This window comes from Deltaproteobacteria bacterium (assembly GCA_028818775.1).
Classification (GTDB): domain Bacteria; phylum Desulfobacterota; class Binatia; order UBA9968; family JAJDTQ01; genus JAJDTQ01.
In genome coordinates this window covers 43,601-59,534 of sequence record JAPPNE010000134.1, presented here as the reverse complement: position 1 = coordinate 59,534, position 15,934 = coordinate 43,601, and the positions used below count along the sequence as shown (strand labels likewise).

Annotated in this window: 15 protein-coding genes; 5 read left to right on the top strand and 10 right to left on the bottom strand. The window is 63.4% G+C overall.

Annotated elements, in window-relative coordinates; translation table 11 throughout:
* Positions 1 to 68 precede the first annotated feature (68 nt).
* Positions 69 to 1,019: a DUF368 domain-containing protein gene (locus tag OXU42_14700; GenBank protein MDE0030640.1), complete on the top strand. Its 951-nt coding sequence runs from the start codon at positions 69 to 71 to the stop codon at positions 1,017 to 1,019.
* Between the two features lie 85 nt (positions 1,020 to 1,104).
* Here the strand turns inward: OXU42_14700 and OXU42_14695 are convergent, their stop codons facing one another.
* From OXU42_14695 to OXU42_14655, 9 genes are all read right to left on the bottom strand, one after another.
* Complete coding sequence (locus tag OXU42_14695) at positions 1,105 to 1,785, bottom strand: sialate O-acetylesterase (protein MDE0030639.1); 681 nt, start codon at positions 1,783 to 1,785, stop codon at positions 1,105 to 1,107.
* A 109-nt stretch (positions 1,786 to 1,894) separates the two neighbouring features.
* Positions 1,895 to 2,881, bottom strand: coding sequence for an ornithine cyclodeaminase family protein (locus OXU42_14690; protein MDE0030638.1), 987 nt, complete (start codon positions 2,879 to 2,881; stop codon positions 1,895 to 1,897).
* 153 nt (positions 2,882 to 3,034) lie between these two features.
* Positions 3,035 to 4,168 (bottom strand): Xaa-Pro peptidase family protein, encoded by a 1,134-nt coding sequence (locus OXU42_14685; protein MDE0030637.1) that lies wholly within the window; start codon positions 4,166 to 4,168, stop codon positions 3,035 to 3,037.
* A gap of 78 nt (positions 4,169 to 4,246) precedes the next feature.
* Complete coding sequence (gene asnS / locus OXU42_14680; protein ID MDE0030636.1) at positions 4,247 to 5,635, bottom strand: asparagine--tRNA ligase; 1,389 nt, start codon at positions 5,633 to 5,635, stop codon at positions 4,247 to 4,249.
* A gap of 42 nt (positions 5,636 to 5,677) precedes the next feature.
* Positions 5,678 to 6,391, bottom strand: a complete 714-nt coding sequence (locus OXU42_14675; protein MDE0030635.1) for a sulfite exporter TauE/SafE family protein — start codon at positions 6,389 to 6,391, stop codon at positions 5,678 to 5,680.
* Positions 6,392 to 6,409: 18 nt separating this feature from the next.
* On the bottom strand, positions 6,410 to 7,210 hold the full coding sequence (locus tag OXU42_14670; GenBank protein MDE0030634.1) for a fumarylacetoacetate hydrolase family protein: 801 nt from the start codon (positions 7,208 to 7,210) through the stop codon (positions 6,410 to 6,412).
* 14 nt (positions 7,211 to 7,224) lie between these two features.
* Positions 7,225 to 8,679, bottom strand: a complete 1,455-nt coding sequence (locus tag OXU42_14665) for a bifunctional 2-methylcitrate dehydratase/aconitate hydratase (protein ID MDE0030633.1) — start codon at positions 8,677 to 8,679, stop codon at positions 7,225 to 7,227.
* Between the two features lie 28 nt (positions 8,680 to 8,707).
* Positions 8,708 to 9,589, bottom strand: coding sequence for a methylisocitrate lyase (gene prpB, locus OXU42_14660; GenBank protein MDE0030632.1), 882 nt, complete (start codon positions 9,587 to 9,589; stop codon positions 8,708 to 8,710).
* Between the two features lie 32 nt (positions 9,590 to 9,621).
* Entirely contained in the window at positions 9,622 to 10,263 is a 642-nt protein-coding gene (locus OXU42_14655; GenBank protein ID MDE0030631.1) for a histidine phosphatase family protein, read from the bottom strand.
* A 110-nt stretch (positions 10,264 to 10,373) separates the two neighbouring features.
* On the opposite strand from OXU42_14655, the gene OXU42_14650 reads away from it, so the two are divergent.
* Positions 10,374 to 10,811 carry a cupin domain-containing protein gene (locus OXU42_14650; GenBank protein MDE0030630.1) on the top strand — a complete coding sequence of 146 codons (438 nt, stop codon included), beginning with the start codon at positions 10,374 to 10,376 and terminating at the stop codon, positions 10,809 to 10,811.
* A gap of 188 nt (positions 10,812 to 10,999) precedes the next feature.
* On the opposite strand, the gene OXU42_14645 is transcribed toward OXU42_14650, so the two are convergent.
* The gene (locus OXU42_14645; protein ID MDE0030629.1) at positions 11,000 to 12,163 is read right to left on the bottom strand and encodes an ATP-binding protein; all 1,164 of its coding nucleotides are present in this window, start codon (positions 12,161 to 12,163) and stop codon (positions 11,000 to 11,002) included.
* Positions 12,164 to 12,481: 318 nt separating this feature from the next.
* Between OXU42_14645 and OXU42_14640 the strand changes: the two genes are divergently transcribed.
* The 3 genes from OXU42_14640 (at position 12,482) to OXU42_14630 (ending at position 14,824) form a co-directional block, all read left to right on the top strand.
* Positions 12,482 to 13,627, top strand: a complete 1,146-nt coding sequence (locus OXU42_14640) for a tyrosine-type recombinase/integrase (GenBank protein MDE0030628.1) — start codon at positions 12,482 to 12,484, stop codon at positions 13,625 to 13,627.
* A gap of 376 nt (positions 13,628 to 14,003) precedes the next feature.
* On the top strand, positions 14,004 to 14,234 hold the full coding sequence (locus OXU42_14635; protein MDE0030627.1) for a hypothetical protein: 231 nt from the start codon (positions 14,004 to 14,006) through the stop codon (positions 14,232 to 14,234).
* Positions 14,235 to 14,659: 425 nt separating this feature from the next.
* The gene (locus OXU42_14630; GenBank protein MDE0030626.1) at positions 14,660 to 14,824 is read left to right on the top strand and encodes a hypothetical protein; all 165 of its coding nucleotides are present in this window, start codon (positions 14,660 to 14,662) and stop codon (positions 14,822 to 14,824) included.
* Positions 14,825 to 15,934: the final 1,110 nt, after the last annotated feature.

The following is a 15,934-nucleotide window of genomic DNA, read 5'->3' as shown; positions in this document are numbered from 1 at the left end:
ACCCGCCACTGCTCGTCATCGCGCCTTGCCGACGACAAAAAATCCTGCGCAACTTGTGCCAGGAAATCATGGGACGCGACACTAGCGGCAGCGTGGCCGCCACTAGCCGACCGGCCCGCGGGCTGAAGCACTACCTTTACGTAGTCTTCTCCGGCCTCACCATGGGCGCCGCCGACGTCGTGCCCGGCGTCTCCGGCGGCACCATGGCCTTCATCATGGGCATCTACGAGGAACTCGTGGACGCCCTCAAGGCATTCAACTGGCGGCTGCTGCTCATGCTGGCGCGCTTGCGCTTCCGCGAGGCGGTAGCCGCTGTCCCCTGGCGCTTTCTGGTCGTCCTGGGGGTCGGCATCGTTGCTGCCATCCTGGTGCTGGCCGGTCCCGTCGGTTGGCTGCTCGACCACCATCCGTTGCCGCTGTTTGCCTTCTTCCTCGGCCTGGTCCTGGCCAGCATCGTGACCGTAGGCGCGCGGCTGCGCTGGTCCGTGACCGCGGCATTGAGCGTTCTGTCGGGCGCCGGAGCCGCTTACTGGCTGGTGGGTCTGGTTCCCATGGAAATGTCCCACGACTGGATGACACTCTTTCTCAGCGGCGCCGCCGCGATCACCGCCATGATCCTCCCCGGCATCTCCGGCTCCTTCATCCTGCTGGTCCTGGGCCAGTACGAGTTCGCCATCGACGCCGTCCGTGACCGCGACTTCCTCGCCATCCTGCCCCTGGTCAAGGGCGCGGTGTGCGGCATCCTGCCGTTCGTGCGCATCCTGAGCTGGCTGCTGCGCCGCCACCACCAGATCACCATCGCGCTCCTCGTCGGCCTCATGGCCGGGTCGTTGCGAAAGGTCTGGCCCTTCAAGGCGGCGGTGCCGGTGCACGGTGAACCGTCGGTCCTGCGCGAGGTCAACGCGCTGCCGGAGTTCGACGGTGCTTTCTTGCTGGCGCTCGGTTTGTGCGTCCTGGGGTTCCTGCTCGTGCTCGGCTTGAATCGCTTGGCCGGGGACAAGACGCTCGCCGGAAACTGACTCCGCAGTTGAAGCCACGCAATTCGCCGATGACCTCGAGAGGAAGCATCTGTCGGAAACGATGAGAGTTGGATCGCGCGCCGGGCTAGTGTTGCATTGCCAGGTACGCGGCCGCGTACCGCTCACCGAAGATCCGTAGGGATCGGGCATCGTAGTGCAAGTCGTCGCCCTTGTCGGTCAGGCCCTCGGCGTTGACGAAGGCGGAATGGGGGAGGATGTCGGGGATTTTACGCAGCTCGGTGTTGACGGTGCGGTAGTGCGGGAAGTCGGGGCGTTTGGAAAGATAGCCTCCCAGCTCTCCCAGGATCACCGGCAAGGAGGGCGCTCCGAGTCGTTCCCTTAGTGTCGTCGCCATACCGGTAAACCGCCGCCCATAGCTGGCGGCGTCCGCCTCCGACTTGGAGTCATGCTCGCCCTGGTGCCAGAGAACGGCCTTGATGGCGCCGTCTTTGGCGGCCTCGCGGGCGGCGGCCACGGCGCCTTCGTAGAGGTCGGCGCCGGGCATCCATCTTTCGAGAGGGGTGGAGCCCACGGCGCGGGGCACCAGCCCGACGTCCGTGCCGGGGTTGGCGTCCAGCACCGAGCGGGCGAAGCTCATGGCCAGGCCGATGCCGGCGGTGGGCCGGTCATGATGCAGGGGTTCTTCCGCGACGGCCCAGCGGCCGTCCTGGAACACCCGGATGCGCTCGTCGCGGATGGGCTCCACGTCGTCCAACAACCCACGGCCTGCCATATTGGACTGGCCCATGAGGAGGAAGATGTCCATTGATGTCCTCGAACTTTTCGTGTTGCCAAGCGTCCTTCGACTTCGCTTCGCGAAGCCTGTCCTGAGCTTGTCGAAGGGCTCAGGACGAACGGAGGGGAGTCCTCGCAAGTTAGTAGGGTAGTCGGGTTCCGATGCCTTCTTCCAGGGCCTTTTGGTAGAGCCATGCGGCCAGCGAGATGTCCTGGTTCACGAGGCCGATGGCGCGCATGAAAATCCGTTCCTGGTCGTCTTCCCGGCCGGGGACCTTCCCCGACAGGACGTCAGGTATCTCCGCGTAGACGTCGTCGCGCGTGAGGAAGCCTTCCCTCAACATCCTGTCTACGTCCGACTTCTTCTTGCACTGCGCCCAGCTGTCCACCACGAACTTGCCCATGCCCTTGTAGGCGGAGTTCTCAAGCTCCTGGTGTTTGCCGATGGAATAGACGAAGGCCCCGGGACTGATCCATTCCTGCTTGACGAAGGGCTCGGAGGTGGTGGTGGCGGAGACCACCAGGTCGGCGCCGTCCAGCGCCTGGGGGGCGGTGTCGCAGGGGACGACGTTCAGGTCCAGCTCCTCGCCTACCTCACGGGCGAAGACCTCCCGGGTCTCGGGCCGGCGGGACAGCACCCGCACCTCCGTGAGGTCGAAGGCCCGCGCCATGACCGGCACGGTGGCCCGGGCGGTGTCGCCGACGCCCAGCATGGCCATCACCGACGCGCCTTGGCGCGAAAGGGACTGGCAGGCCACGGTGGCGGCGGCGCCGGTCCTCACGGAGTGGCACCAGTCCTCGTCCATGATGGCGGTGACCTCGCCGCCCTCCCGGTCGCTCAGGATGAGGATGCGCCGGGGGCCTTGGGGTGGCCGCGACGGGTCGCGGCTGCCGCCCGCGGCCTTGATGGCGCGGAAGCGGAACCCGGCCGCAACCTCCAGCGAGCAGCCCGTGACCCAGTACTGCCAGCCTTGCTCGGGTTTCACCGCCAGGTCCTCAGGCACGGACCAGCCCACGCGTCCGGCGCTGTGGTCCTGCAGCGCGGTCTTGACGATGTCGATGGACTCGCCGAGGTCGAGCAGGCGCTTGACGTCGTCGTTGGACAGATAGAGGATTCCGTTGGCCATGGTGTCCTTCCCGTCAGGTAGCGTCCTTCGACTTCGCTCCGCTACGCTCAGGACGAACGGTTCGATTTCCTCAGGACAGGCGCAGCGAAGTCGAAGGACGCAGACTATCCGAGGGCCCGTTGCGCCGACCGTTGCCGCCCGGCAGCGGCATGATCATTCGATGATATCGAGCCGTTCGGCTCCCGCGGTCAGCGGCTCGGCCCCGTCCGCCGTAATGAACACGTCCTCTTCCAGGTGGATGGAGGCCCCGGGGATGCGCACCTTGGGCTCGATGGCCAGCACCATCCCCACCTCCACGTTCCGTACCTCGGCTTCGCTGATGGACGGGGGTTCGGCCCGGGCCATGCCGATGCCGTGTCCGATGCGCTTGGGGCTCTCCACCTCGGGGTAGCCGTTCCTTTTCAACTCGGCGTTGGCCACTCGCGGAATCTCGGCGATAGAGTTCCCGGGCTTCATCACCTTCTTGCATTGCTGGATCAGGTGCAGCGCCAGCGCGTGCTCCTTGGTTTGATCCGCGCTCGGCGCGCCGAAGATCGCCTGGCGGGTGATGTCGCCGTAGTAGCCCTCGTAGCAAGCGCCGAAGTCCGCGATCATGCGGTCGCCCTTCTCGTAGCGCCGCTCGTCGTACTTGGTGGAGGCGTTGAGCATGAGAAAGCCGGGATGGCGCGGGTGGGCGCCTTCCTCGATCATGGCGATGTAGAGGCGCTCGGCCACTTCCCGGCGCGTGACCCCCGCCTTCAGTTCGGGCAGCATGCGGTCGTAGGCCCTCTGGGAGATGTCGCACGCCTTGCGCATGTTCTCCATCTCCCGCGGGCTCTTGTAGAGCCGCTGCTCCGTGAGCGCTCGGGAGCCGTCCTCGATCTTGGCCTTGGGCAGCGCCTCGGTGAGCCGCGTCAGGTAGTTCACCGGAAAGCCCAGCCGCTGGTCGTCGTCGAGCTCGAAACCCAGCCTGGCGGAGCCGTAGCCCATGTCGCTCAGGAAGTCGCTGATCATCTCGCGCGGAAAGGGCACGTCCACGTAGCTCCGCACCTCGCCGAACCAGGGCAGCTCCTCCGCCTTGCCCTTGTTGTTGCCGTACACCAGCGCGAACGGCTTGCCTTCCCTGGGGATGAAGCAGATCTCGGGGCGCATCAGGTGGTCGAACTGGTAGCTGACGAGCCCGGTAAAGTACCAGAAGTTGTCACGCGCCGAGGCCACGATGAGGTCCAGCTCGTCGCGCTCCATGCGCTGCTGCAGCTCCTTGTGACGCGCTTCGTACTCTTCCTGGGGGAACGGTGCTTCGATCATGCAAGAGCCTCCGGGTGGGTTTTGTGATCGGACGGCTGGAACATATCAAGGGGCGCTTGGGGCTGCAAATCAGACCGTTCAGAACTCGGCGAAGCCCGGGACGCGCGGGAAGGGGATGACGTCGCGGATGTTGCCCATGCCGGTCATGAACTGGACCAGGCGTTCGAAGCCCAGGCCGAAGCCCGCGTGAGGGGCGCTGCCGTAGCGCCGCAGCTCCAGGTACCACCAGTACTCGTCCTCGGGAAGGCCGCATTCCTGGATGCGTCCGCGGAGCTGTGCCAGGCGATGCTCGCGCTGGGAGCCGCCGATGATCTCGCCGATCTTGGGCACGAGCACGTCCATGGCCGCCACGGTGCGCTCGTCGTCGTTGAGGTACATGTAGAACGCCTTGATCTCCTTGGGGTAGTCGATGACGATCACGGGCCGGCCCACGTGCTCCTCGACGATGTAGCGTTCGTGCTCGCTCTGCAGGTTCACACCCCACGATATGGGATACTCGAAGTCGCGCCCGGAGCGCTGGAGGATGTCCACCGCCTCGCTGTAGGTCATGCGCTCGAACCGCTGCTCCACGATGTTCGTGAGGGTTTCGAGCACGGTCTGGTCGATGCGCTGGTTGAAGAAGGCCATGTCGTCGTCGCAGTCATCCAGCACGTCCCGGGTCACGTCCTTCAGGAATGCCTCGGCCAGGTCCATGTTGCCCTGGATGTCGCAGAAGGCCATCTCGGGCTCCACCATCCAGAACTCCGCCAGGTGCCGGCTCGTGTTGGAGTTCTCCGAGCGGAAGGTCGGCCCGAAGGTGTAGACGTTGGTCAGGGCCAGGGCGGCGATCTCCGCCTCGAGCTGCCCGGACACGGTGAGGCGGGCTTCCTTGCCGAAAAAGTCCTGGGAGTAGTCCACGCGGCCGCCTTCGGTGCGGGGCGCGGCGTCGGGGTCGAGGGCGGAGACCCGAAACATCTCGCCGGCGCCCTCGCAGTCGGACAGCGTGATGATGGGGGCGTGGAGGTGGATGAAGCCGCGTCCCTGAAAGAACTTGTGGATGGCCTGGGCGGCGGCGTTGCGCACGCGCATCACCGCGCCGAAGGTGTTGGTGCGCATGCGCAGGTGGCCCAGGGTGCGCAGGAACTCAAAGCTGTGGCGTTTCTTCTGGAGCGGGTAGTCGTCGTCCGCGTGGCCCACCACCTCGACCCGCGCCGCCTGGATCTCGTAGCGCTGCCCCTTGCCCGGCGACTCCACCAGCCGTCCGGCCACGCGCACGCAGCAGCCGGTGGTTAGCTTGTTGATCTCGGGCTCGTAGTTGTCCAGCTCCGGCGCGGCCACGGCCTGGATGCCGGCCATGCACGAGCCGTCCGAGATGTCGAGGAACGAGACGTTCTTGCTGTGGCGCACGGTGCGCAGCCACCCCTCCACGGTCACGTCCGTACCCGCCGAGCCGCGGTCGAGCAGGTCCTTGATACGTTCCTTTGCCATGGCTCACCGCCTCCGTTTCGTCATGCGCGGGCGTTGGCCGCGCTAGAGTCCCACGCCCAGGATCATCCGTAGCGCCAGCAGCGTGACGACCCACTTGAGAATCGTTCGGAACAGGGCCTCCGGCACCCGTGAGCGCCAGCGGGTGCCCACCCAGGAGCCCAGGGTCGCACTCAGGACCATGCCGGCTATCAGGTAAAGGTACGGTGCAAAGGTGAATCCAAGCAAGAAGAAAGTGGACACCTTGATGACGTGCACCGCGGTCATCTGCGTGGAGTGCGTGATCACCACGCGATCGCGGGACAGGCCCTCGCGTATCAGGAACGGCATGTTCAGGGGGCCCACAACGCCGACGAAGAGCGAAAGGAAGGTCTGCACCGCGCCGATGATGCCGAACTTGCCGGGAATTTGAGGCACGCTTCGGATGGCCGGAGCCCAGGTGATGAGAAGGATGAAACAGCCGATGATCAACGGCAGGTAGTCGGAGCGGAGGTCCACCACCAGCATCGAGCCCAGGGCGGCGCCCAACACCGCCCCGACTACGAAGGGCGCGAAGAACGACCACACCACGTAGCGCAGGCCGAACAGCGTGCGGGTGAGGTTGCTGAAGATCTGGACCATCCCGTGCACCGGGATGATGGCGAACGTGGGGATGAGCCCGGGCATGACCGAGATCAGCAAGATGCCGCCGCCGAGGCCCACGACCGCGGCAGTGGTGGAGGCGACGAAGGTCACCAGGATGAGGAAGAGTTCGGACACCGTGGTTCCGGCTCGGGTTCAGGGACCCGCCGGATCCTGTTCCCGCACCACGGGATTGCACAGCGTGCCGATGTGATTGATTTCCACCGCCACCACGTCGCCGTCCTTCATGTTCTCGGTGGCGCCGTCCGTGCCCATCCAGAGCACATCGCCCGGCACCAGGGTCAGGTAGCGGCTCATGGCGCTGATGTAGCGGGCCACGCCGAAGATGGCGTCCTTCACGTCGTATTCGCCCACCACCCGGTCGTTCAAGGTGATGGTCACGTGCAGGTCGTCCGGGTCGAGATCGGTGATGATCCACGGGCCCATGGGCTTGAAGGTGTCGGTGTTCTTGGCGCGCCACAGGGTGCGGTCGGAGCGCTGCCACGTACGCTCGCTCACGTCGTTGCCGATTGTGTAGCCGAACACGTAGTCCAGCGCTTCGTCCTCGGGCACGTTGCGGCAGGTGCGGCCGATGACCGCCACCAGCTCGCCCTCGTACTGCACCTTCTCGGAGGCGTCATGGGGAATGACGATGGCGTCTCCGTCAGCCGCCAGCGCGTTGACCGCCCGGTACCCCACGTCGGGCTTGGGTGGGAACACGGGCTCCTCGCCGCGAACCTGTGCGGCGAACGTAACGTGCTCCCGGTAGTTGACCCCCGCGGCGTAGAAGGTCGGCGGCACGACCGGCGCCAGCAGCTTGACGTCCGCCAGGGCGTGGGTCTCGCCGGTGACGGTGTAGTTCTCGAAGGGGCTGCCGCCGATGACGCTGACGCTGTCCGCGTCGTCGATGAACCCGAAGGCCGTCTTGTTGTCGCTTCGGAACCTGCACCACCTCATTCGAACGTCTCCTTCTATCGGTCTGCCACCACCCAATGATCCATGAAATCCCGCACCCGCATCGCTTCCAGGACATCCCGGGAGGCGCACGCCTGGAGTATCGCGTCGCACTTGGCCGCGGAAAGGCGCGCCGCGAGGTGGCGCTCGAACTTCTCTTCCAGGAGCGGCACGCCCTCGCTCCGGCGCCTGCGGTGGCCGATGGGGTAGGCCACTTCCACCCGCGCCGTGGCGCTGCCGTCCTTGAAGAACACCTGCACCGCGTTGCCGATGGCGCGCTTGTCCGGGTCCATGTAGTCGACGGTGAATTGCGGGTTCTCCCGCACCTCCATCTTGTCGCGCAGCGCGTCGATGCGTGGGTCCACGGCTACCTCGTCCTCGTAGTGCCGCGCGGTCAGTTCGCCGTGGATCAGCGGGATCGCCACCATGTACTGCAGGCAGTGGTCCCGGTCCGCGGGGTTATCCAGCGGTCCGGTCTTGTCGATGATGCGTGAGCCCGCCTCCTGGGTCTCGATGACGACGCGCTCGATGTCGTCGAGCCGATCCTTCACCGCGCCGTGCAGCTCCAGCGCCGCCTCCACCGCGGTCTGGGCGTGGAACTCCGCGGGAAAGGAGATCTTGAACAGCACGTTCTCCATGACGTAGCTGCCGTAGGGCTGGCTGAACGAGAAGGGCCGGCTTTTGAAGAGCACGTCATAGTAGCCCCAGCCCTTGGCCGAGAGCGCCGACGGATAGCCCATCTCCCCCTGGAGCGCCATGAGCGCCAGCCGCACCGCGCGGCCGGCGGCGTCGCCCGCGGCCCAGCTCTTGCGCGAGCCGGTGTTGGGCGCGTGGCGGTAGGTGCGCAGCGCGCCGCCGTCGATCCAGGCGTTGGAGAGGGCGTTTACCACCTGCTCCTCGTCGCCGCCGAGCATGGCCGCCGCCACCGCGGTGCTGGCCACGCGCACCAGCAGCACGTGGTCCAGCCCGACGCGGTTGAAGCTGTTCTCCAGCGCCACGACGCCCTGGATCTCGTGGGCCTTGATCATGGCCGTGAGCACGTCGCCCATGGTGACGCCGCCGGCGCCGTCGCCCGCGCGGCGGTCGAGGTAGTCCGCCACCGCCAGGATCGCGCCCAGGTTGTCGGAGGGGTGGCCCCATTCCGCCGCCAGGAAGGTGTCGTTGAAGTCGAGCCAGCGGATCATGGCGCCGATGTTGAAGGCGGCCTGCACGGGGTCCAGCTCCCACGCGGTGCCGGGCACGCGCGCGCCTCCGGGCATGACGGCGCCGGGCACCACCGGCCCCAGCAGCTTGGTGCACGCCGGGAACTCCAGCGCCGCTAGGGCGCAGCCCAGGCTGTCCATGAGACATAGGCGCGCGGTCTCCCGCGCCTCTTCGGAGAACGGCCCTTCGGAGAGGGCATAGGCGGCCATGTCGGAGAGGACCGCATCGGGCCGGGGCCGTTGGGCGTCACGCACGGAAACGTCGGTCATGGCGAAAAAGGGTTTGGGGTTGCTGGGGCTATTCCTTGCTGAACAGGGCGTCCAGCTTCTGCTCGTAGGCATGGTAGCCGAGCACGTCGTAGAGCTGCTCCCGGGTCTGCATCCGCTCCGTCAAGCCGCTCTGGGTGCCGTCCTCGCGGATCGTGCGGTAGACCTCCATGGCGGTCTGGCTCATGGCGCGGAACGCGGAAAGCGGATAGAGCACGAGCCCCACGCCGGCCTCGCGCAACTCATCCACGCCGAACAGCGGCGTCTTGCCGAACTCCGTCAGGTTGGCCAGCACCGGCACGTCCACGTTGTCGCAGAAGGCGCGGTAATGTTCCAGCGTGTACACGGCCTCCGGGAAGATCATGTCCGCGCCGGCCTCCACGTAGCGCCGCACCCGCTCCAGCGCCGCGTCCAGCCCCTCGCTGGCGAAGGCATCGGTGCGCGCCATGATCACGAATTGGTCGTCGGTGCGGCCGTCGGCCGCCGCCTTGATGCGGTCCACCATCTCGTCCGTCGGAACGATCTGCTTGTTGGGCCGGTGGCCGCAGCGCTTGGCCGCGACCTGGTCTTCCATGTGCACGGCCGCGGCCTGCGCCCGGACCATCTCGCGGATGGTGCGGGAGATGTTGAAGGCAGTGCCCCAGCCCGTGTCGATGTCCACCAGCAGCGGCAGCGGGCTGGCCCCGGTGATCCGGCGCACGTCCTCGAGCACGTCATTCAGGGTGGTGATGCCCAGGTCGGGCTGGGCGAAGGAAGCGTTGGCCACTCCCGCGCCGGAAAGGTAGAGCGCGCGGAACCCCTGGCGCTCGGCCAGCAGCGCGCAGTAGGCGTTGATGGCGCCCACCACCTGCAGCGGGCGTTCTTCCTGCACGGCGCGCCGGAACCTGGCTCCCGGTGATCTCTCGTGTTCCATGTCGTCCTTGTCCCCGGTTGTCTCCGCGCGGTTCAGAAATAGGACAGGTCCAGGGCGCCCACCCGCTGCAGGTGGGTGATGTCGCCCCAGGTCTCCAGCCCCCAGATGCCGTCCTGGAACTTGAAGAGGTTGACGCTGGCGTTCTTGAACGAGAAGCGCCGCGGCGCGTCCAGGGAGATGTCCAGCGTATGCCGGAACAGGGCGCTCAGGACACCGCCGTGGGTGACCACCATGATGATCTCTCCGGCGTGGCGCTTCGCCAACTCCTCCAGGCAGACCATGTTACGTCGGGTTTGTTGCCGGAAGCTCTCTCCCTCGGGCACGGCGTGATCGGCGCCGCCGTTGCGGTGCTCCTCGTACTCCGTCGGGTAGCGCGCGCGGATCTCGTCGCCGTCGAGCCCCTGGAAGATGCCGAGGTTGCGCTCGCGCAGGCGCGCGTCGGGGACCACATCGTGGCCGGTCTTCTCCGCGATGACCTTGGCGGTCTCGTACGCCCGGCCCAGGTCGCTGCTGTAGATGGCGTTGCAACTCTCCGGGGTGAAGCGCTGCGCCAGCGCTTCCGCCTGGGCGCGCCCCTTGGCCGTGAGCGTGCTGTCGAGATGGCCCTGGCGCCGGCCCTCGGTGTTCCACTCGGTCTCGCCGTGCCGCACCACCATGACGTAGGTCGCGTCCATGCGGGACATCCTAGCCAATGGACCTTGAAATTTCTATCGGAATGGGGGATAGGCCACTAATGGAGCCCGTCGCGGCGCCAGATCACCGGACATTCCCAAGGAGGAGAACCATGGAAGCCCAGACCTTTTCGGTAAAGACCCCCTGCATCACCGGCGGGCGAAGCCACATGCCGCTGGTGCGGACCGATGTCCTGATGAGCGGCCTCAACTACTACGCCCCCGGCCGCAAGAACAAGCTCCACACCCACCCCGGCGAGGACCACATGTTCGTCGTGCTGGACGGCGAGGCGACCTTCTTCGACAAGGACCAGAAGGCCACGGTGCTGGGGAAGGGCGACGGCATCCTGCTCCCGGAAGGGGTCTACTACCAGTTCGAGAGCACCGGCGACACGGCTCTAGCGTTGCTGCGCTTCGCCGCCTACAAGCCCGATCGAAAAGACATCCGGCGAGTCGACGCTACGGGGGAGAACCCCCGGACCGAGGACGAGATGGACTACGTGTGCGTCGACGGCGAAGTCGTCGAAGGGCAGGAGTGGACGCTGGGGTGAACCGAGCCGGGGCGACCGAACAGGTGCCGGCGCGGGCTTTATGCCGGCGCGTCAACGTGTATTGAAACTCTTGAGCAACGACGCCGCATTCTCCGTCATTCCCGCGAAAGCGGGAATCCAGGGGTGGAGAGGGGCGTCGTTGCCATTTCGTGCCCGAGCGGAAGTCCGAACGCAGCCTGCTATGCGCATCAAACGTGATTTTCGATCTCATCCAGCGGCGTCACCCAGATGCGGTTCGTGTCGATGGGGTAGGCGCTTCCCTGCGGCACGACCACAAACAGCCTGTCCAGCCCCAACAGATCGACAGCCGCCCGGTTGCCCTTGGTGAGACTGGGGCTCGATGAAGTCTTGAACTCGAACCCGATCCGTTTCCCGCCGCGCTCCACAACCAAATCGATCTCTTCCCCGGTGCGCGTCCTGAAAAAGCCGTACATCCCGCGCGGCTGGAGCAGAGACAGGACGTTTTCGATGGCAAACCCTTCCCAGCACGCACCGTAGACCGGATGGCCGTACAACTTGCCGAAACCGTCCAGTTCCAGCAGGCAGGCAAGCAGCCCGGAATCCCGGACATAGAGCTTGGGTGACTTCACCAGCCGTTTCTTCATGTTGACGGCGAAGGGCGGCAGCCGGCGCAGCATGAACGTGGCTTCAAGGATGTCGATGTGCCGCTTCAGGGTGGGGTGCGTTCGGTCCAGGGATTGCCCGAGGGCCGAGTAGTTCACGATCTGGCCGTGCAGGTGGCAGCACATGAGCCAAAGCCGCCGCATGTATTGCGGCGTCAGGTCGACCCCGAACTGCCGCAAGTCCCGCTCCACGAACGTCTGGATGTAGCTTTCGCGCCAGCGAAAGCTGCGAGTGTCTGTGGTTGCCAGATAGCTGGGCGGGAACCCGCCACGCCACAAAAGCCTCCGCCAGTCCGTGGGTGCCTTCTCCGCCCGTTGCAGTTCCTTCTGGTGGAACGGGGTGATGTACACGTAGGACAACCGACCGGCGAGGGTCTCGGAAGACTGCCGGAGAAGCTCGGGAGACGACGAACCCAGGATCAGGAACCGCCCGGCGCGATGGTCCTCGTCGATCAGCGAACGCAGCAGCGGGAACAGGTCGGGCCGCAGTTGCACCTCGTCGATGCACACGAGCTTGTCGCGGTGCAAGGAGAGAAAGGTCTCCGGGTCCTGTAGACGGGATAGGTGGGATGGGCGTTCCAGGTCCAGGTAGAGGGTGTCCAGTCGTGACGAGGTCACGGCCTTCGCCAGAGTGGTCTTGCCGGATTGTCTAGGTCCAAGGATGGCCACCGCCGGGAACTGTTTCAGGTCGGCGACGACGATCTGGTGGGCTTCCCTCTCGATCTGCATAGGCAGATTGTAAATCATATTTACAATCTGTCAACTAAGTGATAGATCCCGATCTCGCTTGGCGTCTGGGGGTGATGAGTTGGTGAGCCGTGCCGGGGTCGAACCGGCGACCCTCTGCTTAAAAGCTGAAAAAGGGAGTCTCTGCTTAATGGAAATCCTGCGATTATCGCGGCTTTTTCCTAGACAATTTCCATAGAAAATTCAGCATGTTATAAGAAATCCAAGGATTTTTTGGGGAACCCTCTGCTTATTTCTGCTTTTGGCTCATTGCTTACTTATTGCTTACTTGCTACAGTAAGCAGTCTGAAAGGGGGGGCCATGACGGAGAAACAGATACGAGACGCAAGCCCGAAACCGAAGCTCACTTTTCTATGGGATGACAGGGTGAAGGGGCTAGGTTGTGCCATCTACCCGACCGGACGCAAGGCGTTTGTCCTGTTCTACCGGGCGGACGGCAAGCAGCATCGGGTGACTATTGGCAGACCGGGAGAAATGGCCCTGCTGGACGCTAGGAAGCGGGCAGGAGCGGAGTTGACCGGAATCCGCAATGGCGAAGCTGGCCCGAAGGAACGGAGACAGGACGCTAAGGACATGCCGACCGTCAAGGACGCGCTAGAGCGGTTCTTCGCGGAGACTGTACCGGCAAAGGTGGAAGCGGGCCGGTTCTCGCCTAAGACGGTTGAGAACTACCGGAGCCAAGCTAAGCGGCATGTCTCGCCATTGTTGGGGTCAATGAAGGTGGGACGGGTGAAGCGGCGGGATGTTGAACAAGCCCTAGCCACGATTCCGGGAGTAGCGCAACGGAACCGGGTTCAACAGTTCATTTCTCGTCTGTTCTCTGAAATGGAGCGGTGGGAATGGCGGGAAGGGCCGAACCCTTGCAAGGGTATCGAGAAGGCGCGAGAGCGAGCACGGACTAGGGTGCTGGCTCCTAGTGAACGGACGGCGCTACATGCGGCGCTTGATGATTTGGAGTTTGAGAACAGTTACGCCGTTCCCGCGATTCGCCTAGCCCTGTGGACCGGGCTACGGATTGACCGGGAGTGCCTTTCGTTGCGTTGGGAAAACATCGACCTTGAACAGAGGATAGCCAACCTGGACACTAAGACCGGGCAAAGGGTGTTGCCGCTGGCGAGCGAAGCGTACAACCTTCTTGCCAGCCTTCCACGCCACGAGGGCAACCCTTACGTATTCCGTGGGGCAACCGCTGGAAGCCGCGTCCAGTACAAGACGGCAAGGTTGGTGTTCGCGAAGGCTTGCGCGGCGGCGGGGATTGAAGGCGTCAATCTCCATGACTTGAAGCGCACCTACTTGACCGAAGCGGCTAAGCGATTCCCGGCGCATATCGTAAGCGCACTAGGCGACCACAAGAACCAACAGACGACAATGCGCTATGTTCATCTAGCGGCGAGCGACTTAGCCGACGCGGCGCAAGAGGTATCCGACGCATTGACCGGCAAGTGAGCGGGGCGGGAAATTCCGGGAGTGATCGGGTACAATAGGGATACTTCATTTCATTTCTTGTCTCCGCAAGAGGGCCGGTTTCTTCGGGAACGCGGCCCTTCTTGTATCTGGCGGGCGGCGGGCCTTATCATACTCTGAGGGCCAACACAAGCCAAAACTATTGACTTGAACAGATTTCTTTGTTATACTCCGGAGAAACTGAAAGACAGCTACGGAGGTAGCCGGAGACACAATCGAGAAGGAATAGAGTGAGCAAGGCGCGGCCCTGGTGGGTTGAACCTGCCGGGGCCGTTCTGCGTTCGAGGGGTAGGAGACTAAGCGGAAAGACAAGGGGTCCGGGGAGCCTTCGCGGTTCCCCTTCACAATAGGAGGTTAGATGGAAACGAACTCATACGTAGTTGTAGCAGAGAACGCGCGGGACAAGGTAAACAAAACCCTGATTCTCCCGACGAAGGCAGTGGCGGAAGCGGCGGCGGACGCCTTCCGTGGCCAATATGAAGTGGTGGCAATCCAGGTGCCCGCCAATACGACGAAAGTCACATTGGTAAGAACTGATTCGGGTTGGGACACCAGCGACATCTGGACCACCATTGCTAAAGTGAAGTAAGTGGGTTCAATGCGTGGCGTGCTAGGTAGGGGTCGCATTCTTCGGAGTGCGGCCCTTTGTTTTGCCCGACAAATCGGCAATTGCCTAAGATTTAGGCAGACTTGCGGGTAGCGGAAATTACCTATCGTTCTATGTTATTGTAAGTTTTAAGTGTTGAGAAAGAGATATGGAGACTTCTCAACTGCGTATTGAGAGTGATGATACATCGGTGGGTGATGGCAGGGTGGATACAAGGAAGATCAAGGCGAATCGCAGCTATCGAATCAAGCGACTAACTCAGTTGTTGCCTCACGTTCGAGGTAAGGACTTCGCGCAAGGTTTGATTGATACGTACAGGCGGAGACATTCACTTACGCCTAAACAATGGCAATGGGTCGATAAGCTCATTTATTGCGGGGAAAACACGCAGGTAATAGGAGAATACAATGGCAATGGTTGAAGTAGACGCTGAAGAATTAAGGGAGCTATACCGGGTTTACGAGCTTTATGAGAAACGTCTGGAATACTCCCGTAGCTGGTACAAGAAGCAGCAGCAGAAGGGGCGCGACCTGAGGGGGGAGATTCGGGGTAAGTTGGGGTTGAAGAACTAGCAATGACGACCGATACAGAGAAACGCCAGCGCCAGGGCTTGCAGCAAGAGCTAAGAGACTTCCGCCAGCGCCAGCGGGAACAAAGGTGCTGGACATGCGGGCGGCGGTTCGGGGAAGGCGATAAGGTGATACGTAAGAGGTTTCATGAGGGCGCTTGTACGCCGGTTGAGTACGGGCGGGGCCGGAGTTTAGTGCAAGGCGCAACTCGGGGATTTGTCGCGCCGGACATTCCGCGAGGAAAAACAAAGACAGTCGGAGGGCCAGGGTACTAATGGACTGCGTATCATGCGAATTTCGGCCCGTTGCGGATCGGAAGCTCAAGCGTTGTTCAGATTGTGCTAACGCTTGGCGCATGGGTATGAAAGCCGGACTCGCGACGGCGGAAAAAAGCATGAAGAATACCGGGAAAATGCCAGAAAACCGGCATGAAATGGCCGAAAAAGGGGCTATGAAATAGCATGAAAAATCATCGGGAAAGTGCTCATTTTGGGGACCCCCTGGACGGAAAATTGATGGAAGGGGCGGGAAGCGAAGGGGTAGGGTCTCGAACTACATACAACGAACCGGAGGGGCTAGTGAGTATGATTGAAGGAACTAATAGAATACATCGGCGGGCTTGAAATCACGCAAGGCGAAGGGGCGGGCTCCGCGTTCCGGGTGTTGCCCTGGGAAGCTCGCTTTCTCCGTGGCGCTTTCTCCGTCAAGGGAGACGCGGCCCTTTCCGTTTCGAGGGGTAACGGCAAGTCAACGCTAGTCGGCGGAATCGCGGCGGCGGGTGTAGCTGGACCGTTGCGGAAGCGAAGGGCGGATGTTGTCTGTGTCGGGGCAAGCTTCGATCAATCCCGAATCATCTTTGACCACGCCAAAGCCTTTCTAGGCGAACAGCTACAGGACAAGCGAACATGGCGCGTATGGGATACTGCCCAACGGGCCGTGATTGAGCACAAGCCTACGGGAGCTAAGCTAGTCTGCCGTGGTGCTGACGCCAACACACTTCACGGGCTGGCTCCGCTTCTCGTGCTGGCGGATGAACCCGCACAGTGGAAGGCAAGCCAAAGGGACGCAATCTATTCCGCCCTTAGAACCGCAATGGGCAAGATTCCGGGTTGT